The following is an 18,664-nucleotide window of genomic DNA, read 5'->3' as shown; positions in this document are numbered from 1 at the left end:
GCAAGGTCGTGAGCGGCCGCCGCATCTTCGTCGCCGGATCGATCCCGGGCTACCCCGAGCGCGTCACCGCGGACGCGGTTTGCTCGGGCAGGGCGAAGGAGGATCGATGACCGCGCCGATGGACGTCACCGGTGGGGACACGCAGGCCACGCCGGAGGCCGTCGTCGACGCGTCGGACGGCAAGGCGATCCAGGGCAGGTCCCTCGGTCAGATCGCCTGGATGCGGCTCAAGCGCGATAAGGTCGCCCTCGCCGGCGGTCTGATCGTCATCCTGCTGATCCTGGTCGCGGTCTTCGCGCCGGTGATCGTCGGGGCGTTCGGGCAGGACCCGACGCAGTTCAACTCCGACCTCATCGACTCCTCCACGATGGCGCCCAAGACGGGCACCGGCATCAGCGCCGACCACCTGTTCGGCATCGAGCCGGTGAACGGCCGCGACATCTTCAGCCGGGTCGTGTACGGCGCGCGGATCTCGCTGCTCATCGCCTTCCTCGCCACGCTGCTCTCGGTGGTCATCGGCACCCTGCTCGGGGTCACCGCCGGCTACTTCGGCGGCCTGGTCGACTCGATCATCAGCAAGACGATGGACGTCTTCCTGGCGTTCCCGCTGCTGGTCTTCGCCATCGCGCTGGCGGGCATCGTCCCCGACTCGGCGTTCGGCCTGACCGGCGACACGCTGCGCGTCTCGCTGCTGGTGTTCATCATCGGCTTCTTCAACTGGCCGTACATCGGGCGGATCGTCCGGGGGCAGACGCTGTCGCTGCGCGAGCGGGAGTTCGTGGACGCGGCGCGCAGCCTCGGGGCGCGCGGGCCGTACATCATCTTCCGCGAGCTGCTGCCGAACCTGATCGCGCCGATCCTCGTCTACGCGACGCTGCTGATCCCCACGAACGTGTTGTTCGAGGCGGCGCTGTCGTTCCTCGGCGTCGGCGTGCGCCCGCCCACCCCCACCTGGGGCGGCATGCTGTCGGACGCGGTGCGGTTCTACACGATCCCGCACTTCATGTTCTTCCCCGGCATGGCGATCTTCATCACGGTCCTGGCGTTCAACCTGTTCGGCGACGGCCTGCGGGACGCTCTCGACCCGAAGGCCCGCTGAGCCCCTCCCTTCCCCGTAAAGTCCCCCGGCTCCTATCACCAAGGGGTTTGCAATGCTAAGAAGAAGACTGGGTGTGGCGGCCACCGGCGCCGTGCTCGCCCTCGCCGTGGCCGCCTGCGGCGGCGGTTCGGGCAGCAGCACGCCGTCGTCCACCGGCGGCGCCGCGGCCGGCTCCGACGCCAAGAGCGAGTTCAACGCCGCCCTGACGCAGGTGGTCAACCCGTCGGACAAGAAGGGCGGCATCCTCAAGTTCGCCAACGGCGGCGACTGGGACTCCCTGGACCCGGGTGACACCTACTACGGCTACTCCTGGAACTTCATCCGCCTGTACGGCCGGTCGCTGCTGATGTTCAAGTCCGCCGTGGGCAAGGAGGGCAACCAGCTCGTCCCCGACCTCGCCGAGGACATGGGCAAGCCGAGCGACGACGCCAAGACCTGGACGTACAAGCTCAAGAAGGGCATCAAGTTCGAGGACGGCACCCCGGTCACGTCCAAGGACGTGAAGTACGCCGTGGAGCGGTCGTTCGACAAGGAGGTGTTCCCCGACGGGTACACCTACTTCAACGACTTCCTCGACTGGCCGAAGGGCTACAAGGGCGCGTACAAGTCCAAGGACGTCAACACCGACAGCGCGATCGAGACGCCCGACGACTACACGATCGTCTTCCACCTCAAGCAGCCGCTGAGCAACTTCGACTACTTCGCCCAGCTTCCCGCCACGATCCCGGTCCCCAAGGACAAGGACACCGGCGCGAAGTACAAGGAACACATCATCGCCACCGGGCCGTACAAGTTCGAGAAGAACGAGATCGGCAAGGGCTTCACGCTGGTCCGCAACGACCAGTGGGACCCGGCGACCGACCCGAACCGCAAGGCGCTCCCGGACGGCTACGAGGTCTCCACCAACGTCAACGCCGACGACATCGACAACCGGATCATCGCCGGCGACCTCGACGTCGACGTCGCGGGCATCGGCATCCAGTCGGCGGCCCTCGGCCGGGTCCTGTCCGACCCCGCGATGAAGGCGAACTCGGACAACCCGACGAGCACCCGCCTCTGGTACACCTCGATCAACGGCAACGTCCCGCCGCTCGACAACATCGACTGCCGCAAGGCCGTCCAGTACGCCACGGACAAGGTGGCCCTCCAGACCGCCTGGGGCGGCGAGTTCTCCGGCGGCCAGATCGCGACCAGCCTGCTGCCGCCGGCGATCCCCGGCCACGAGGACTTCAACCTCTACCCGCCGGGCGCCGACAACAAGGGCGACCTGGCCAAGGCCAAGGAGGCGCTGACCGCCTGCGGCCAGCCCAATGGCTTCGAGACCAACATCTCCTACCGCGCCGAGCGGCCGAAGGAGAAGCAGGCCGCCGAGGCGCTGCAGCAGTCCCTCGGCCGGGTCGGCATCAAGCTCACGCTCAAGCCGTTCCCGCAGGCCGACTACTTCGCGCTGTACGCCGGCAAGCCGGGCTACGCCAAGGACAACAAGATCGGCCTGGCCATGAACGGCTGGATGTCCGACTGGCCCGACGGCTTCGGCTTCCTGCAGCAGATCGTCGACAGCCGCGTCATCCGCGAGACCGGCGGCTCCTCCAACATCAGCGTCCGCGACCCCGAGGTCGACAAGCTCGTCGACCAGGCGATGAAGGAGACCGACACCAACGCCCGCAACGCGATCTGGACCCAGATCGACAAGAAGGTCATGGAGGACTCCTTCATCCTGCCGAACGTCTGGACGAAGACCCTGCTCGTGCGCAGCAAGAACGCCACGAACATCTTCGTCAACGAGGCGTACGGCATGTACGACTACCTCGGCATGGGCGTCAAGTAAGCGCCCGCCGAGATCAGACAGATCCGATAGACGCGTGAACGCGGCAAGGGGGCCGGTCCCACAGGGCCGGCCCCCGGAGCCGGGGGGACTGTGGTCACATACATCATCCGGCGGCTGATCTGGGCGGTCGTGATGCTCACCATCGTGAGCATCGCCACGTTCGCCATCTTCTTCCTGGTGCCCCGCCTGGCGGGCGCCACCTCGGAGAGCCTGGCCGCGCGCTACGTAGGGCGCACCGCCTCGGCGGAACAGGTGAAGATCGCGGCTGAGAAGCTGGGCTTCAACGATCCGCTGGTCGTGCAGTACGGGCGGTTCGCCAAGGGCATCGTCGCCGGCGCCGACTACGACTACGGCCCCGGCGTGGAGCACTGCCCGGCGCCCTGCTTCGGCTACTCCTTCCTCACCCGGCTCCCCGTCTGGCCCGACCTGCTCAACCGGCTGCCTGTGACGATCTCACTGGCCATCGGGGCCGCGGTCATCTGGTTGGTGGCCGGTGTGGCGACCGGCGTGCTGTCCGCGCTGAAACGCGGCAGCTTCTTCGACCGGGCCGCGATGAGCGTCGCCCTGGCCGGCGTCTCGCTGCCCATCTTCTTCACCGGCATCGTCTCGCTGGTCATCTTCAGCTATGGCACGCCGTTCCACATCACCGCCCCGGGCGGCAGTTTCACGCCGTTCGAGGAGAACCCGGCCATGTGGGCCTACAACCTGATCCTGCCGTGGATCACGCTGGCCTTCCTGTACGCCGCCGGGTACGCGCGGCTCACCCGGGCGGGCATGCTGGAGACGATGAACGAGGACTACATCCGCACCGCCCGGGCCAAGGGCCTGAACGAGCGGACCGTCGTGGTCAAGCACGGCCTGCGCGGCGCGCTGACCCCGATCCTCACGATCTTCGGCCTCGACCTCGGCCTGCTGCTCGGCGGCGCCGTGCTCACCGAGAGCACCTACTCGCTGCCCGGCATGGGCAAGTACGCGATCGACGCGATCCTCGCCCAGGACCTGCCGAAGGTCATGGGCGTCGTGCTCGTCGCCGCGTTCTTCGTGGTCTTCGCGAACCTGATCGTCGACCTCCTGTACGCCGTCGTGGACCCGAGGGTGAGGCTGGGATGAGCTTCCTGGAACTGAAGGACCTGCGGATCCACTTCCCGACCGACGACGGCCTGGTCAAGTCCGTCGACGGACTGTCGTTCACGCTGGAGCGGGGCAAGACGCTCGGCATCGTCGGCGAGTCCGGCTCCGGCAAGAGCGTGACCAGCCTCGGCATCCTCGGCCTGCACAAGGGCGGCCGCGCCCGCATCTCCGGGGAGATCTGGCTCGACGGTGAGGAACTCGTCGGCGCCAGCCTGGAGCACGTCAGGTCGCTGCGCGGCAAGAAGATGGCGATGATCTTCCAGGACCCGCTGTCGGCGATGCACCCGTTCTACACGGTCGGCGACCAGATCATCGAGGCCTACTGCATCCACAACGACGTGAGCAAGAAGGTCGCGCGCAAGCACGCGATCGACATGCTCGGCCGGGTGGGCATCCCGCAGCCGGACCGGCGGGTGGACAGCTACCCCCACGAGTTCTCCGGCGGCATGCGGCAGCGCGCCATGATCGCGATGGCGCTGAGCTGCGACCCCGAGCTGCTGATCGCCGACGAGCCGACGACCGCGCTCGACGTGACCGTGCAGGCGCAGATCCTCGACCTGATGCGCGACCTGCAGCGCGACTTCAACGCCGCGCTGATCATCATCACCCACGACCTCGGCGTCGTCGCCGAGCTGTCCGACGACATCCTCGTGATGTACGGCGGCAAGTGCGTCGAGTACGGCACCTCCGACGACATCTTCGAGCGGCCCGAGCACCCCTACACCTGGGGCCTGCTCGGCTCGATGCCGCGCCTGGACCGCGAGCCGACCGAGCGGCTGATGCCGATCAAGGGCTCGCCGCCGTCGCTGATCAACGTGCCGTCCGGCTGCGCCTTCCACCCGCGCTGCGTGTTCGAGGAGCGTACGGGCGGCCGGGCCAAGGCGGAGGTCCCCGAGCTGCTGGAGACCGAGGGCGGCCACCTCGTGCGCTGCCACCTGCCGCGCGAGCGGCGGCGCGCCATCTGGGAGAACGAGATCAAGCCGAACCTGGAGGCTTCGTGAACGAGGAGCCCTTGCTGTCCGTACAGGGGCTGGAAAAGCACTTCCCGGTCACGAAGGGCCTGCTCAAGCGGCAGGTCGGCGCGGTCAGGGCCGTCGACGGCATCAGCTTCGACGTGAAGAAGGGCGAGACCCTCGGCCTGGTCGGCGAGTCGGGATGCGGCAAGACCACCACCGGACGTCTCGTCACCCGGCTGATCGAGCCCACCGGCGGGAAGATCCTGTTCGAGGGCAACGACATCACCCACATGTCCCAGGGCCGGCTGCGCCCGCTCCGCCGGGACGTGCAGATGATCTTCCAGGACCCCTACAGCTCGCTCAACCCCCGGCACACGGTCGGCGCCATCGTGGGCGCGCCGTTCCGGATCCAGGGCATCAAGACCGAGCAGGGCACCAAGAAGGCGGTCCAGGAGATCCTCGAGCTGGTCGGCCTCAACCCCGAGCACTACAACCGCTATCCGCACGAGTTCTCCGGCGGTCAGCGGCAGCGCATCGGCATCGCCAGGACGCTCGCGCTCAAGCCCAAGCTGATCATCGCGGACGAGCCGGTGTCGGCCCTCGACGTGTCGATCCAGGCCCAGGTCGTGAACCTGCTCGAGGATCTGCAGAAGGAGCTCGACCTCACCTACGTGGTGATCGCGCACGACCTGTCGGTGGTGCGGCACATCAGCGACCGCGTCGCGGTGATGTACCTCGGCAAGATCGTGGAGATCGCCGACCGCAAGGGCCTGTACGACGCGCCGATGCACCCGTACACCAACGCGCTGCTGTCGGCGGTCCCGATCCCGGACCCGAAGCGGCGCAAGGAGCGGGAGCGGATCCGGCTGCAGGGCGACGTGCCCTCGCCGCTCAACCCGCCGCCCGCCTGCCGGTTCCACACCCGCTGCTGGAAGGCGCAGGAGATCTGCACGCAGGTCGAGCCGCCGCTGGCGACGCTCGCCCCCGGCCACCAGGTGGCCTGCCACTTCCCCGAGAACGCCCCCTCCGGAGGGGCGGCCGCGGCCCCCGCGGAGACGGCCGCCGCCCCCGCGGACTGAGCTTTTCCGCCGGTACGGCCCCCGCCGTCTTCCCCCCAGACGGTCCGCGGGAGCCGTACCGGCGGGGCGTGTTCCGCCACCTCGGCCACGCCCCTGTCACGACGCTATCGGGGCGCGCCCCCGTCCGGCATCGGCCTTCCGTACGGCTCTCGCCCACGACCACGGGAGTACCCGGCCCGCCTCGCTCCTCCCGTGGGCGTAGGCCGAAGGTCAGGAGAAGGCGCCGGGGACGATCAGCCCGGTCTCGTAGGCGAGCACGACCGCCTGGACCCGGTCGCGCAGCCCCAGCTTGGTCAGCACGTTGCCCACGTGGGTCTTCACGGTCGTCTCGCTGACCACCAGCTGGGCGGCGATCTCGGCGTTCGACATGCCCTTCGCGATCAGGCGCAGCACCTCGAGCTCGCGCTCGGTGAGCCGGTCGAGCCGCGCGGGGGTGGCCTGCTGGTGGGCGGGGGGCAGCCGGGTGGCGAACCTGTCCAGCAGGCGCCGGGTGACGCTCGGCGCCACGATCGCGTCGCCGGCCGCCACCACACGGATCGCCTGGACCAGCTCGTCCGGCGGCACGTCCTTGAGGAGGAACCCGCTCGCGCCCGCGCGCAGCGCCTCCACGATGTACTCGTCGAGGTCGAACGTGGTCAGCACGAGCACCTTCGGCACGTGGGCGCTGGGCGCGGCCTCCCGCACGATCCGCCGGGTCGCCTCGATTCCGTCGGTGCCGGGCATGCGGACGTCCATGAGCACCACGTCGGGCAGCAGGGCTCGCGACTGCTCCATGGCCACCGCGCCGTCGCCCGCCTCGCCCACGACGGTGACGTCCGGCTCCGCCTCCAGGATGAACCGGAACCCGGTGCGCAGCAGCGGCTGGTCGTCGACCAGCAACACCCGGATCGTCATGATGCGTCCGTCCTGGGATGGGCGGCGGGCCGCCGGGTGGAGGGGGACACCCTGATGGTCATGGTCTGTCCTTGAAGGGGCTCTACGTGAGGGGGCTGTGGTTGAGGGGGAAGCGGGCGCGGACCTCGAACCCGCCTCCGGTGCGGGGGCCGATCCGCAGAACTCCACCATAGAGCGCCACACGCTCGCGGATGCCGACGAGGCCGTGTCCCTTGCCTCCGATCCGCACCGACTCCTCCGCCGCGCCGCGCCCGTCGTCCTCGACCTGGATGCTCAGCTCGTCGGGCTCGTGCCGTACGGTCACCCAGGCGCGGGCGGCGGGCCCCGCGTGCCGCAGGCTGTTGGTCAGCGCCTCCTGCACGAGCCGGTAGGCGGCCAGATCCACCCCCGGCGGCAGGCCGCGCCGCTCGCCCTCGATCCACAGCTGGGTGCGCAGCCCCGCCTCGCGCATCTGCTCCACCAGCGCGGGCAGGTCGTGCATGCCCGGCTGCGGCCCGCGCTCGGCCGGGCCGTCGGTGCGCAGCACGCCGACGATGCTGCGCATCTCCGCCATCGCCGTACGGCCCATCTCCTCGATGGCGGTGAGGGCGTCGCGCGCCACGTCGGGCTTGGTGTCGAGCATCTTGCGGGCGGCGGCGGCCTGGACCGTCATCACGCTGACGTGGTGGGCCACGACGTCGTGCAGCTCCCGGGCGATGCGGGAGCGCTCCTCGGCCCTGGCGGCCCTGGTGTCGGCCTCCCGCGCCCGCTCCAGCCGGTCGGCCCGCTGCACCAGCTCCGCGAGGTAGGCGCGGCGCAGCCGCAGCGCCCGGCCGCACACCCAGCACAGGAGCAGGACGGCGGCGACGACGACGTGGTCGGTCCAGGACGGGGTGATGACCCCGGCGACGGCGCTGGCGACGTAGGAGGCGAAGGAGACGACGAGGGCGGCCAGGCTCAGCGCCAGCCCGCGGCAGGCGGCCACCGAGTAGAGCAGGACGAGCCCGCCGAACTCGCTCAGGCCGGGGTCGTAGTGGAGCGTGTCGAGCACCGCCTGAGGGACGCAGGTGGCCACCAGCAGCACGAAGGGCCGGTTGCGCCGCAGGGCCACGGGCAGCGTGCAGGCCGCCGCCAGGATCAGGTTCAGCGCGTCCGCCGGGCGCGGCGGCACGGACCGCAGCCAGCCGGCATCCTCCCCGGGGACGGTTGAGACGATCCACCACAGGGACGCGGCCGTCAGCACCACCGCGAGGATCGAGTCGTAGACCAGGGGATGAGCCCGAAGCCAGGACCGCGTACTGCCGGGGGTGGTGCGCACGTACCAAATCTAGGCGTTCGCCGCCCGCGTCCACCCTGCCCGGGAGGGATATCCCCCTCCTCCCCACGGAGGAGTCGCGCGCAGGAGTCGCGCGGAGGAGCCCCGCGGGCGTCACAGCTCGTCGCTGGCCGACCTTCTGCTCACGCGGGCGGACAGCCCGGGCTCGCGGTCGGGCACGGGCGGCGGGGTGCCGCCGAACTCCGGGCACAGCGCCTGGTGGTCGCACCAGTCGCACAGCCGTGAGCGGCGGGCGCGCCACTCACGGGTGCGGACGGCGCGCTCGATGGCCGCCCAGAGGGCCTCGACCTTGCGCTCGGTCGCCCGCAGGTCGGCCTCGTCGGGGACGTAACGGACGATCTCGCCGTTGCCCAGGTACATGAGCTGGAGCATCCGGGGGACCTGGCCGCTGCGCCGCCACAGCGCGAGCGCGTAGAACTTCATCTGGAACAGCGCCTTGGCCTCCCACTCGCGCCCCGGCGCCGTGCCCGTCTTGTAGTCCACGACCCGCATCTCGCCGGTCGGGGCCACGTCGAGCCTGTCGATGTAGCCGCGCAGCAGCAGCCCGCTGTCGAGCACGACCTCGACGTACATCTCCCGCTCGGCGGGCTCCAGCCGCTGGGGGTCCTCCAGCGTGAAGTAGCGCTCGACCATGCCGCGGGCCTGCGTCAGCCAGGCGTCCCGCTCCGCGTCGTCCTCGAACAGCCCCGCGTAGTCGGGCTCCTCGGTGAGCAGCCGCCGCCACTGGGGCTCCAGCAGATCCTGGGCGGCGGCGACCGTCCGCGCCTCCGCGGGCAGGTCGTAGAGCCGTTCGAGCACGGCGTGAACGAGCGTGCCCCTGACCGCGGCGGCCGAGGGCCGCTCGGGGAGCTGGTCGATCACCCTGAACCGGTAGAGCAGGGGGCAGGTCATGAAGTCACCGGCCCGGGAGGGGGAAAGCGCCCCGATGATGGCGCGCTCTTCGGCGAGGGTCATGCCGGAACTGTAGGACACCGGGCCGACAGAACGCTCCCGCACCTCTCCACGCGCGCCGTGGCGGGCTCAGGCCGAGCCGGACTCCGGGGTGGCGAGTACCGGCACAGGGCGCATCACCGGATCGATGGCGGGCAGCCGGACCACCAAGCGCGCGCCGCCGGCGGGGGAGTCCTCGATGTGTATGGTGCCGCCGTGCGCCGAGGCCATCTCCCGGCAGATCGCCAGACCGAGCCCGGCGCCGTGAGGATCGGCTCGGAGCGACTTCTCCGACCTGACGAACCGCTCGAAGAACCGCTCCCGATCGGCGGGCGGTACCCCGTCCCCGTCGTCGTCGACGGCCATCTCGGCGATGTCACGATCACGCCGCACGGTGACGACGATCGACCGCCTGGCGTACCGCTGCGCGTTGCTCAGCAGGTTGAGCAGGATCCGGCCGAGCTGTGTCGGCACGCCGTTGACGTACACCCCGGGCTGGAGCCGGAGCAGGACCGGGACGGGTCCGCTCTGCCGGGAGACGTTCTCCTTCACCACCTCGGAGACGTCGACCGGGCGTGGCCGGGTGGCCGCGTTCCCCGCCCGCAGGCGGCACAACGTGAGGAGGTCGTCGATGACGGATTCCAGGCGGTCGACGTCCCGCAAGCCCTCGCGGAGCAGTTCATCCAGCTCGGTCTCGGGAATGTGAAGCTGCGCCTCCTCGAGTCTCACCCGGAGGGCGGTGAGGGGGCCGCGGAGCTCGTGCGAGACGTCGGAGGCGAACCGGGAGCATCGAGCGGCGTGGTCGAGGGTGGCGTTGATGCTCTCGGCCAGTGGGGCCAGTCCCGTGCGGTGCTCCGGCTTCTGGATCCGCCCGCTGCCGCCACCGCTGTTGATCTCGTCGAGTTGCCGGCGGAACCGCTCGACGAGGGCGGGCTCGGGCCGGGCGAGCCGACGCGCCAGCCACCCTATGCGCATGAGCAGCGCCGTCGTCAGGGCGCTGGTCATGCTGTCGGACAGACGCGCGCGCAGGCCCACGTGCGCCCGATTACCCAGGAGAGCGGGGGTGACCCATACGGCGCGAAAGTATGTGCGAATCTTTACCCGGGCACGGGGGAATCCACATCGGTCGCCGTCCCGGCCCGCGCGCCGGGACGATCACACGGTGCGCGAGGGGCGGGCGAGCTCTTAGGCTGACCTCACGGCCCGGCGCGTAGCATCGAGGGGCGTGGGAGGGGAAGGCGGCCACATGAGCACACCTGTCAAGGAGTCCACCGGACTGCGGATGGGACGGCCGTTCGGCATCCCGGTCTACGTCTCGCCCAGCTGGCTCATCGTGGCGGCGTTCATCACGATCAGTTTCCAGCCCCAGTTCGCCGACATGCTGCCGGGCTACAGCGAGGCCGCGGCGTACGCCGTCGCGCTGGCCTTCGCCGTCCTGCTCTACGTCTCGGTCCTGCTGCACGAACTGGCGCACTGCGTGGTGGCCAAGCACTACGGCCTGCCGGTGCGCCGGATCACCCTCTACATGCTCGGCGGCGTCTCGGAGATCGAGCGCGAGCCGGAGACGGCGGGCAGGGAGTTCAACGTGGCCTTCGCCGGGCCGCTGCTGTCGCTGGGGCTGGCCGGCATCGGGGCACTCGCGGAGGCGTTCGTCGTGCCGCCGGGCGGCCTGGCACAGGTGCTCGTGTGGCAGTTGTGGGTGTCCAACCTGATCGTCGGGCTGTTCAACCTGCTGCCCGGCCTGCCGCTCGACGGCGGCCGGATGCTGCGGGCCGCGGTGTGGAAGGTCAGGCGTGACGCGGGCACGGGCACGATGGCCGCCGCCTGGGTCGGCCGCGGCGTCGCGGTCGCGGTGGTCGTGGTGCCGCTCCTCATGAACCTGATGGCCGGGCAGGAGCCCGGCATCGGGAGCATGCTCTGGACGGTGGTGCTGGCGTCGTTCATCTGGCTCGGGGCCTCCCAGTCGCTGCGGGTGGCCCGCGTACGGGCCCGGCTGCCGCAGTTGCGGGCCCGGGCGCTGGCCCGCCGGGCGATTCCGGTCACCGCCGAGGTGCCGCTGTCGGAGAGCCTGCGCCGGGCGCGGGAGGCCGGGGCGGGGGCCATGGTGGTGGTCGACCACGACGGGCGTCCGGTCGGCATCGTCAACGAGGCGGCGGTCAACGCAACCCCCGAGCAGCGCAGGCCGTGGGTGAACGTCGGCGCGCTGTCCCGCGCCCTGGAGCCCTCGCTCGTGCTCGGCGCCGACCTGGAGGGGGAGACCCTGCTGGACGCCATGCGGGAGACCCCCGCGCCGGAGTACCTGCTCGTCGAGCGCGGCGGCGAGATCTACGGCGTGCTCGCCACGGCCGACGTCAACCGCATGTTCAGCGGCGTGTGAGCGCGGCGTCGCCGGGGATTAGAGTGCTGCTCGAGACCGGGGCCGGGCGCTGTCCGGCCGCCCGCCGCGGACTCCGGCAAGCCGGTTCATCACTCTTTTTTGCTACTTTCTGGGGTGATCGATCCGGCACATGGCGTGCCGGCGATGGTGCCGGTCATCCGGTGGCGTTTCCGGAGGGAGAACTTCTGTGACGGAACAGGGCGTGGGGGTGGTCCGCCCGCTGCCGGGGGAGGGCGTGGTCGCCCATCTGAACGGTTTGCTGCTCGTGTGCGCCACCGGCGGCGACCAGCCGGTCGAGGACCTGCTGAACGCGGTGAGCGAGACCGCCACGACGGGCGGGGACGGCCGGGCGCTGGCCCGGCGGGTGGCCCAGGTCCTCGCGCGCGCCATGGACAGGTCGATCGGCGGCGAGCCGGTCGCCTGCGCCGTCGCAGGACCGGCAGGAGGAGGCGTGGCCGTCCTGGTCAGCGGGGCCGCGTACGCGACCGTGTCGGGCGGTCCCGACGGCGAGGTCCGCCTCGCCGGGCACGACGCGCTGACCTGGACCGATCGTCTCGTCAACGGCCCGGTGTCCCGGGTCGAGCTGCGGCTGCCCGGAGCGGGCCCGTCGAGCCCGTACGCCAGGCTGGACGGCGGTGTGGTCACCGGGGCCGGGCTGGAGTGCGACTTCACCCGTCACGGCGACCTCGCCTTCCCGCCGCTGCCCCCGCGCCCGCCGCAGCCGCAGCAGCAGGGCGTGCAGCCCCCGCCCATCGGCGCTCCGGAGCCGATCGCCCCGCGCGGGCCCGTGGTGCCCCCGTCGCCCGTGCCGCCGCCACCCGTGTCGCCGTTCCCGGCCGGCCCGATCCCCGGCGGCGGGCCGTCGGGGGAGCACGCGGCGCCGTCCCCGGGATCGTCCCAGCCGCTCGCGCCGCCGCCCGTCCAGCCGCCGTCCCACGTCTCCCAGCCGCTGCCCCCGCTGCCGCCCTCCCTCTCCGACCCCGGTCCGGCGCACCACTCGGGACCGCTGCCGCTGCCCCCGCTGCCCGAGCCCGCCGAGGAGCGGGGCGCCCCGCAGCACGATTCGGGTCCCCACGACCTGGGTGGGCTGCCGCACGACCTGGGCGGGCCGGACGGCCCGCCGAGCGGACCGTTCGAGCCGGTGCCGCACGCGCCCGCGGACGAGGAGCCGGGCGAGGCGACCCAGATGGACGCGACGCCCGAGCCGGAGCAGCGGCCGATGGTCTACGGCGTCGACTGCAAGAACGACCACTTCAACGACCCGCGCGCGCCCTACTGCGCGGTCTGCGGCGTCCCCATCGACCAGCGGGCGGTGGTGCCGTACAAGGGTCCGCGGCCGCTGCTCGGCGTGCTGCTGCTCGACGACGGCATGGCGCTGCCGCTGGAGGCCGACTACCTGCTGGGCCGCGACCCCGAGCGCGCGCCCGAGGTGCAGTCGGGCGAGGCCAGGCCGGCCAGGGTCACCAGCCCCGACGGCTCGGTGTCGCGCCGTCATCTGCGGGTCTTCCTGGACAACTGGGACGTCAACCTGCTCGACCTGGGCTCGGTGAACGGCACCCAGATTCAGCCGCCCGGCGACCCCAACTTCTACGACATCCCGCCGAACGAGCCGGTGCCGATCCTGCCCGGCACGACCGTGCGTGTCGGCGTCTCGCGCACGATGCGCTACGAGGCCCACCGCAACGCCTGACGATCCCGAGGCCGCCGGAGCCACCGGCTCCCGGCGGCCGGATCAGGGGCGCAGCCGGTCGATCTCGCTCAGGATCAGCCGTTGCAGCCGCTCGCCGGTGACGTGCGCGGGATACAGCAGCCGGTGCACGCTCAGCCCGTCCACGAGCGCCAGCAGCCGTTCCGCGACGTCCTCCAGGTCCTCGTCCGTGCGGATCTCACCGGCCTCGGCGGCGGCCCTGAGCAGGCTCGTCACAAGATAGCGGAGCTCGGCGGCCTCCCTCCGCTGGACCTCCAGCAGCGCGGGGCTGGTCAGGCTGCGCCCCCAGAACCCCACCTCCAGCCCGGTCTCCCCGGCCCGCTCGTCGTCGAGGGGCACGTTGTCGAGCAGCAGCTCGCGCAGCGCCGCCAGGCCGGTGCGGCCCGACAGCTTCTCCCGCAGCCGGTCGGCGATCCGGCGATGGGACGCCTCCAGTGCCGACAGCAGGATCTCGTCCTTGTCGGCGAAGTAGTGCGTGAGCACCCCGTTGGAGTAGCCGGCCTCCTTGGCGATGGCCCGCGTCGTCGCGGCCTCGATGCCCTCGCGCAGGATGATCCGGCGGGCCGCCGCGACGACCTCGCCCCTGCGCTCCTCGTGGTTGACGATCTTCGGCATGGTCCATCACCTCGGTTGACATTTTAGTCGGGCGCCCGTCTATTATCCGCTCATGACGGTAGTGACGGTCGGCGTGCATATCGTCGACGTCCTGGCCCGCCCGGTCGAGTCCATCCCGGCCGGTCAGGACACCCACCTGCTGGAGCAGATCCGCATCACCGCGGCCGGTGCGGCCGCGGGCACGGCCGTGGCCCTGGCGAAGATCGGCGTGCCGGTCGCCTCGATCGGCGCCGTCGGCGACGACGAGCTCGGCGACTTCCTCCTGATGATCATGGCGCGGCACGGTGTGGACGTGAGCGGCGTGGTGCGCAGGGCGGGGGAGCAGACGGCGGCCTCGATCCTGCCCATCCGTCCCGACGGCGGACGGCCCTCCTTCCATGTGCCCGGGGCCAACCTGGGCCTGGCGACCGCCGACCTCGACGCGGACCGTCTCGCCGACGCGAAGGTGCTGCATCTCGGCGGCATGGACGTCACGTGGGGCCTGCACGACCCCGCCTTCTTCGCGCTGCTCGACAAGGCCCGCGAGGGCGGCACGACCGTCACGCTGGACCTGCTGTCCAACATGCCCGATCTCATGCCCGGCGTCCGCGCGTTCCTGCCCCACGTCGACTACCTCCTGCCCAACGAGGAGCAGGCGCTCATGCTCAGCGGGGCGGCGACGCCGGAGGAGGCCGCGGCCGCGCTGCTCGCGGAGGGCCCGAAGGGTGTGATCGTCACCCTGGGGGCCGCAGGCAGCCTCGTGGCCACCGCCGCCGGGGTCACCCGCGTGCCCGCCCTGGACGTGCCGGTGGTCGACACCACGGGCTGCGGCGACGCGTACTGCGCCGGATTCGCCGCGGGACTGCTGCGCGGCCGGGACGTCCTCGGCGCCGCCCGCCTCGGCACGGCCGTCGCCGCGCGGGTCGCGGGCGGGCTCGGCTCCGACGCCGGCCTGGACGGCTCCGTGGTCGAAGACCCGGGCCCGGACGCCTGATCCCCGGCTCCCCACCTCCCCGATTCCTCCGATCTCAGGAGTGCCGCCCATGTCCCTCGACGCCTCCCTGCGGGCCCGTGCCGCGAAGGTCATCCCCGGTGGCATGTACGGCCACCTCAACGCGGCCCTGCACGGGGACCGCTACCCCCAGTTCTTCGTCCGCGCCGAGGGGGCCCGGCAGTGGGACGCCGACGGCCGTGAGTACGTCGACCTGATGTGCAGCTGGGGGCCGATGATCGTCGGCCACCGCAACCCGCGGGTGGAGGCCGCCGCCGCGGCGCAGCAGGCGGAGGGCGACTGCCTGAACGGCCCCGGCCCGGTCATGGTGGAGCTCGCCGAGTTGCTGGTGGACCTCATCCCCTCCGCCGACTGGGCCATGTTCTCCAAGAACGGCACCGACGCCACCACCCAGGCCCTGATGGTGGCCAGGGCGGCGACGGGCAGGACCAAGGCGCTGGTCGCCCACGGCTCCTACCACGGCGCCGACCCGTGGTGCACGCCCGGCCTGTCCGGCGTCACCCCCAACCAGCGGGCCGACACCATCGAGTTCACCTACAACGACCTCGCCAGCGCCGAGGCCGCCGCGGCCCAGGCGGACGGCGACGTCGCCGCAATCCTGGTCACCCCGTTCAAGCACGACTCGTTCGAGGACCAGGAGCACGCCGACGCCGAGTTCGCCCGCGGCGTGCGCGCGCTCGCCGACCGGATCGGCGCTGCGCTGGTCATCGACGACGTACGCGCCGGGTGGCGGCTCGATTTGCGCGGCTCGTGGGAGCCGCTCGGTGTGCGCCCCGACCTGACGGCCTGGAGCAAGGCGATGGCCAACGGCTTCCCCATCGCGGCGCTCACCGGGACCGACGCGCTGCGCGGGGCGGCCCAGACGCTGTACTCGACCGGCTCCTTCTGGTTCTCGGCCACGGCCATGGCCGCCGCCAAGGCGACGATCGAGATCCTGCGCGAGACCGACGGCGTCGCGCTCATGCACAGGGCCGGGACCCGCCTGCGCGAGGGCCTCGCCGCCCAGGCGGCGGCGCACGGCTTCGTGGTCCGCCAGACCGGCCCGGTGCAGGTGCCGTGGCTGTCCTTCGAGGGCGACGAGACCCTGGAGAAGGGCATCGCCTGGGCCGGAGCCTGCCTGGAGGAGGGGGTCTACCTCCACCCCTGGCACAACTGGTTCCTGTCGGCCGCGCACACCGACGAGGAGATCGACCGGGCCCTCCAGGGCACCGACGCCGCCTTCGCCAAGCTGAGGGCCGCGTACGGAGCCGACTGAGGAAGCGGCCTGCACCGGCGTGGCCGGGACGCCCGGCGGGCGTGCCGCGCCGCGGACGGCCCGCGCTCGGGCGCCGGGTTCCGGGCGGCGCCCGAGCGCGGGAGGTCCGTTCCGCGATCTCCCGCAGGGTCCGGGAGGCGCGCTCAGGGGCGTGTCCTCGCCCACTGGACGTCGTCAAGGCGGGTGCCTCCGGGCCCGGGCAGCAGCCCCTTGACGAGGTGCTCCCGGGTGAATCCCGCCCGCTCGAGCACGCGGTGGGAGGCCGTGTTGCCCGGCGCCGTCCCGGCGACGATCCGCCTCAGCGGCGTGTTCGCGAACGCCCACTCGACCAGCAGGTTCACCGCCCGCGTCACCATGCCCCTGCCGCGGAAGCCCGGACGGAGGCTGTAGCCGAGCATCGCCTGGCCGAGCGGCGGGACGACGCCGGTGAGCTGGATGTCCCCGGCGAAGTCCCCGGTAGCCGCGTCCCTGATCGCGATATCCGCCCGCTGGCCGGTCAGCCACCGGTGCCCGGCGTAGCGGCAGACGACCTCGGCGTCCGCGTACTCCGGCTGTCCGGGCGGGACGTGCGAGTCCATCACGTCGGGGACGGACGCCAGCGCGAAGTAGTCGTCGGCGTCGGAGGCGGTCAGCGGCGTGAGCCGGACGACGCCGTCGGTGAGAGAGCCGCCCGGGAACCCCCCGGGGAAGAACGGCAGGAAGGGCGTGATCGGGTCGCCCGGGTCGGTGCTCAGCCGCCCGAACACGGCGATGTCGGCCGGGGTGCCGCCCCGGGGAGTGCCGGCCCCGCGCAGCACGCCCTCGGAGGCGAAGCCGCACCGCAGGGCGACCTGCTGGCTCGTGACGTTCTCCACGTCGGCGAGCAGCCCGATCCGGGGGACGCCCCGGGCGAAGGCCCGCTCGGCGAGCGCCCGCACGGCGGCCGTGACGACGCCGCGCCCCCGGGCCCACGGCGCCAGCCAGTAGCCCACCTCCGTCGCGCCGAACCGGTCCGGCGGCTTGAGCCCCGCGGTCCCGAGGATCTCGTCCGTGACCGGTTCGGCGACGACGAAGTCGGCGCCGCCGTTCTCCCACATCTCGGGCACGGTCTTGGTGATCCACGCCAGCGCGTCGTCCCGCGAGTACGGCGAGGGGAGGAAGGGGATGAACCTCGCGATCTCGGGGTCGGCACAGGCTCGGGCGATCTGGTCGGCGTCCCCCTCCACCGGCAGGCGCAGAACGGCCGGCCCGGCGGGGATCGCCTCTTGGGGCAACATGTCCCATTGTTACCAGCAGTGACACCGCACCGGCCAGGTCTTTTCCCGGCCGGCCCCGCTCCCGCCCCGGGCAAATCTCGTCGGTCGCGGCACCCGTGCCCCTCCCGCCGATCTTTGCCCCGTCGCGTCGCCCGGAGCGGCACCTCGCCGCGTTGTCGTCGTCGCCGATGACGCTGTCATCGGCTCCTCCTCCGCCTTGCGATGCACCACTCCGGACACCGCTCCGTCCGGGCAAATCTCGTCGGTCGCGGCACTAGCCTTTTCCGCATGGGTTTTCGCAGGCACGGCCCGTTTCAGGCCGGAGATCAGGTCCAGCTCACCGACCCCAAGAACAAGCGGCACACGGTGACGCTGAAAGAGGGCGGCGTCTTCCACACGCACAAGGGGTCGATCCCGCACGACGACCTGATCGGCCAGCCCGAGGGGTCGGTGGTGCGGTCCTCCGGCGGCACGGCCTACCTGGCGTTCCGGCACCTGCTCGCCGACTACACCGTGTCGATGCCCCGCGGCGCCGCGGTGGTCTACCCGAAGGACGCGGCCCAGATCGTCGCCATGGCCGACATCTTCCCCGGCGCCCGGGTGGTCGAGGCCGGCGTGGGGTCCGGCGCGCTCACCTGCTTCCTGCTGCGCGCGGTCGGGACGGAGGGGAAGGTCACCTCCTACGAGCGGCGCGCGGACTTCGCCGAGGTGGCCACCAAGAACGTGGAGAAGTTCTTCGGCGGCCCTATGGGGCAGTGGCGCCTGGTGGTCGGTGACTTCGTCGACGCGCTGGACGAGGCGGACGTGGACCGCGTCATCCTCGACATGCTCGCTCCTTGGGAGTGCGTTGACGCGGCGGCGAAGTCCCTTACTCCCGGGGGAGTTATTTGCTGCTATGTTGCGACAACGACCCAGATGTCCAGAACGGTGGAAACCCTGCGCGAGCACGGGAGTTTCACCGAGCCTCACGCGTGGGAGACCCTGGTTCGCGACTGGCATGTCGAAGGTCTCGCCGTACGGCCCGACCACCGGATGGTCGGCCACACGGGATTTCTCGTCACGGCCCGTCGTATGGCGGACGGCGTCACGCCCCCGCCGCGGCGCAGGCGTCCCGCCAAGGGGGCGTACGGAGAGGGGATCGAGCAAGGGTGACGATTCAGCCACAACCCGGCAAAACCACGTGACACGGGAACATATGGGTGTGTTCCTAATGGTGAACCGAACAATCGGTCCATAAGGTATCAAACGCCG

16 protein-coding genes are annotated in these 18,664 nt (G+C 71.5%); 10 read left to right on the top strand and 6 right to left on the bottom strand.

What is annotated here, in order from left to right:
- The first annotated feature begins 106 nt into the window (after positions 1–106).
- From ABZ860_RS18655 to ABZ860_RS18635, 5 genes are all read left to right on the top strand, one after another.
- Positions 107–1,099 carry an ABC transporter permease gene (locus ABZ860_RS18655; protein ID WP_357221570.1) on the top strand — a complete coding sequence of 331 codons (993 nt, stop codon included), beginning with the start codon at positions 107–109 and terminating at the stop codon, positions 1,097–1,099.
- A gap of 52 nt (positions 1,100–1,151) precedes the next feature.
- Positions 1,152–2,927, top strand: a complete 1,776-nt coding sequence (locus ABZ860_RS18650; protein ID WP_357221567.1) for an ABC transporter substrate-binding protein — start codon at positions 1,152–1,154, stop codon at positions 2,925–2,927.
- A 90-nt stretch (positions 2,928–3,017) separates the two neighbouring features.
- A complete protein-coding gene (locus ABZ860_RS18645; protein ID WP_357221564.1) occupies positions 3,018–4,037 on the top strand; it encodes an ABC transporter permease in 1,020 nt (339 codons plus the stop codon).
- Positions 4,034–5,059 carry an ABC transporter ATP-binding protein gene (locus ABZ860_RS18640; protein WP_357221562.1) on the top strand — a complete coding sequence of 342 codons (1,026 nt, stop codon included), beginning with the start codon at positions 4,034–4,036 and terminating at the stop codon, positions 5,057–5,059. The genes ABZ860_RS18645 and ABZ860_RS18640 overlap by 4 nt, the downstream gene beginning before the upstream one ends.
- Entirely contained in the window at positions 5,056–6,093 is a 1,038-nt protein-coding gene (locus ABZ860_RS18635) for a dipeptide ABC transporter ATP-binding protein (RefSeq protein ID WP_357221559.1), read from the top strand. The genes ABZ860_RS18640 and ABZ860_RS18635 overlap by 4 nt, the downstream gene beginning before the upstream one ends.
- 210 nt (positions 6,094–6,303) lie before the next feature.
- Here the strand turns inward: ABZ860_RS18635 and ABZ860_RS18630 are convergent, their stop codons facing one another.
- From ABZ860_RS18630 to ABZ860_RS18615, 4 genes are all read right to left on the bottom strand, one after another.
- A complete protein-coding gene (locus ABZ860_RS18630; protein WP_193204691.1) occupies positions 6,304–6,987 on the bottom strand; it encodes a response regulator transcription factor in 684 nt (227 codons plus the stop codon).
- Positions 6,988–7,069: 82 nt separating this feature from the next.
- Positions 7,070–8,284, bottom strand: a complete 1,215-nt coding sequence (locus tag ABZ860_RS18625) for a sensor histidine kinase (protein ID WP_357221556.1) — start codon at positions 8,282–8,284, stop codon at positions 7,070–7,072.
- Positions 8,285–8,395: 111 nt separating this feature from the next.
- Positions 8,396–9,256, bottom strand: coding sequence for a PD-(D/E)XK nuclease family protein (locus ABZ860_RS18620; RefSeq protein WP_357221552.1), 861 nt, complete (start codon positions 9,254–9,256; stop codon positions 8,396–8,398).
- Between the two features lie 66 nt (positions 9,257–9,322).
- Entirely contained in the window at positions 9,323–10,237 is a 915-nt protein-coding gene (locus ABZ860_RS18615) for a HAMP domain-containing sensor histidine kinase (RefSeq protein ID WP_357221549.1), read from the bottom strand.
- Between the two features lie 241 nt (positions 10,238–10,478).
- On the opposite strand from ABZ860_RS18615, the gene ABZ860_RS18610 reads away from it, so the two are divergent.
- Both ABZ860_RS18610 and ABZ860_RS18605 read left to right on the top strand, forming a co-directional pair.
- Positions 10,479–11,609: a site-2 protease family protein gene (locus ABZ860_RS18610; protein ID WP_357221547.1), complete on the top strand. Its 1,131-nt coding sequence runs from the start codon at positions 10,479–10,481 to the stop codon at positions 11,607–11,609.
- 187 nt (positions 11,610–11,796) lie between these two features.
- Positions 11,797–13,299 carry an FHA domain-containing protein gene (locus ABZ860_RS18605; protein ID WP_357221544.1) on the top strand — a complete coding sequence of 501 codons (1,503 nt, stop codon included), beginning with the start codon at positions 11,797–11,799 and terminating at the stop codon, positions 13,297–13,299.
- Between the two features lie 42 nt (positions 13,300–13,341).
- Here ABZ860_RS18605 and ABZ860_RS18600 read toward each other — a convergent pair whose 3' ends face one another.
- Complete coding sequence (locus tag ABZ860_RS18600; protein WP_357221541.1) at positions 13,342–13,932, bottom strand: TetR/AcrR family transcriptional regulator; 591 nt, start codon at positions 13,930–13,932, stop codon at positions 13,342–13,344.
- 52 nt (positions 13,933–13,984) lie between these two features.
- Between ABZ860_RS18600 and ABZ860_RS18595 the strand changes: the two genes are divergently transcribed.
- Both ABZ860_RS18595 and ABZ860_RS18590 read left to right on the top strand, forming a co-directional pair.
- Positions 13,985–14,905 (top strand): sugar kinase, encoded by a 921-nt coding sequence (locus ABZ860_RS18595; RefSeq protein ID WP_357221537.1) that lies wholly within the window; start codon positions 13,985–13,987, stop codon positions 14,903–14,905.
- A 49-nt stretch (positions 14,906–14,954) separates the two neighbouring features.
- The gene (locus ABZ860_RS18590) at positions 14,955–16,178 is read left to right on the top strand and encodes an aminotransferase class III-fold pyridoxal phosphate-dependent enzyme (protein WP_357221535.1); all 1,224 of its coding nucleotides are present in this window, start codon (positions 14,955–14,957) and stop codon (positions 16,176–16,178) included.
- A gap of 143 nt (positions 16,179–16,321) precedes the next feature.
- Here ABZ860_RS18590 and ABZ860_RS18585 read toward each other — a convergent pair whose 3' ends face one another.
- On the bottom strand, positions 16,322–17,434 hold the full coding sequence (locus tag ABZ860_RS18585) for a GNAT family N-acetyltransferase (RefSeq protein WP_357221532.1): 1,113 nt from the start codon (positions 17,432–17,434) through the stop codon (positions 16,322–16,324).
- A 267-nt stretch (positions 17,435–17,701) separates the two neighbouring features.
- On the opposite strand from ABZ860_RS18585, the gene ABZ860_RS18580 reads away from it, so the two are divergent.
- Positions 17,702–18,565 (top strand): tRNA (adenine-N1)-methyltransferase, encoded by an 864-nt coding sequence (locus ABZ860_RS18580; RefSeq protein WP_357221529.1) that lies wholly within the window; start codon positions 17,702–17,704, stop codon positions 18,563–18,565.
- Positions 18,566–18,664 lie beyond the last annotated feature (99 nt).

It is taken from the genome of Microbispora sp. NPDC046973 (assembly GCF_040644495.1).
In the GTDB taxonomy this organism is placed as follows: Bacteria; Actinomycetota; Actinomycetes; order Streptosporangiales; family Streptosporangiaceae; genus Microbispora.
This window is presented reverse-complemented; position numbering and strand designations above follow the sequence as displayed.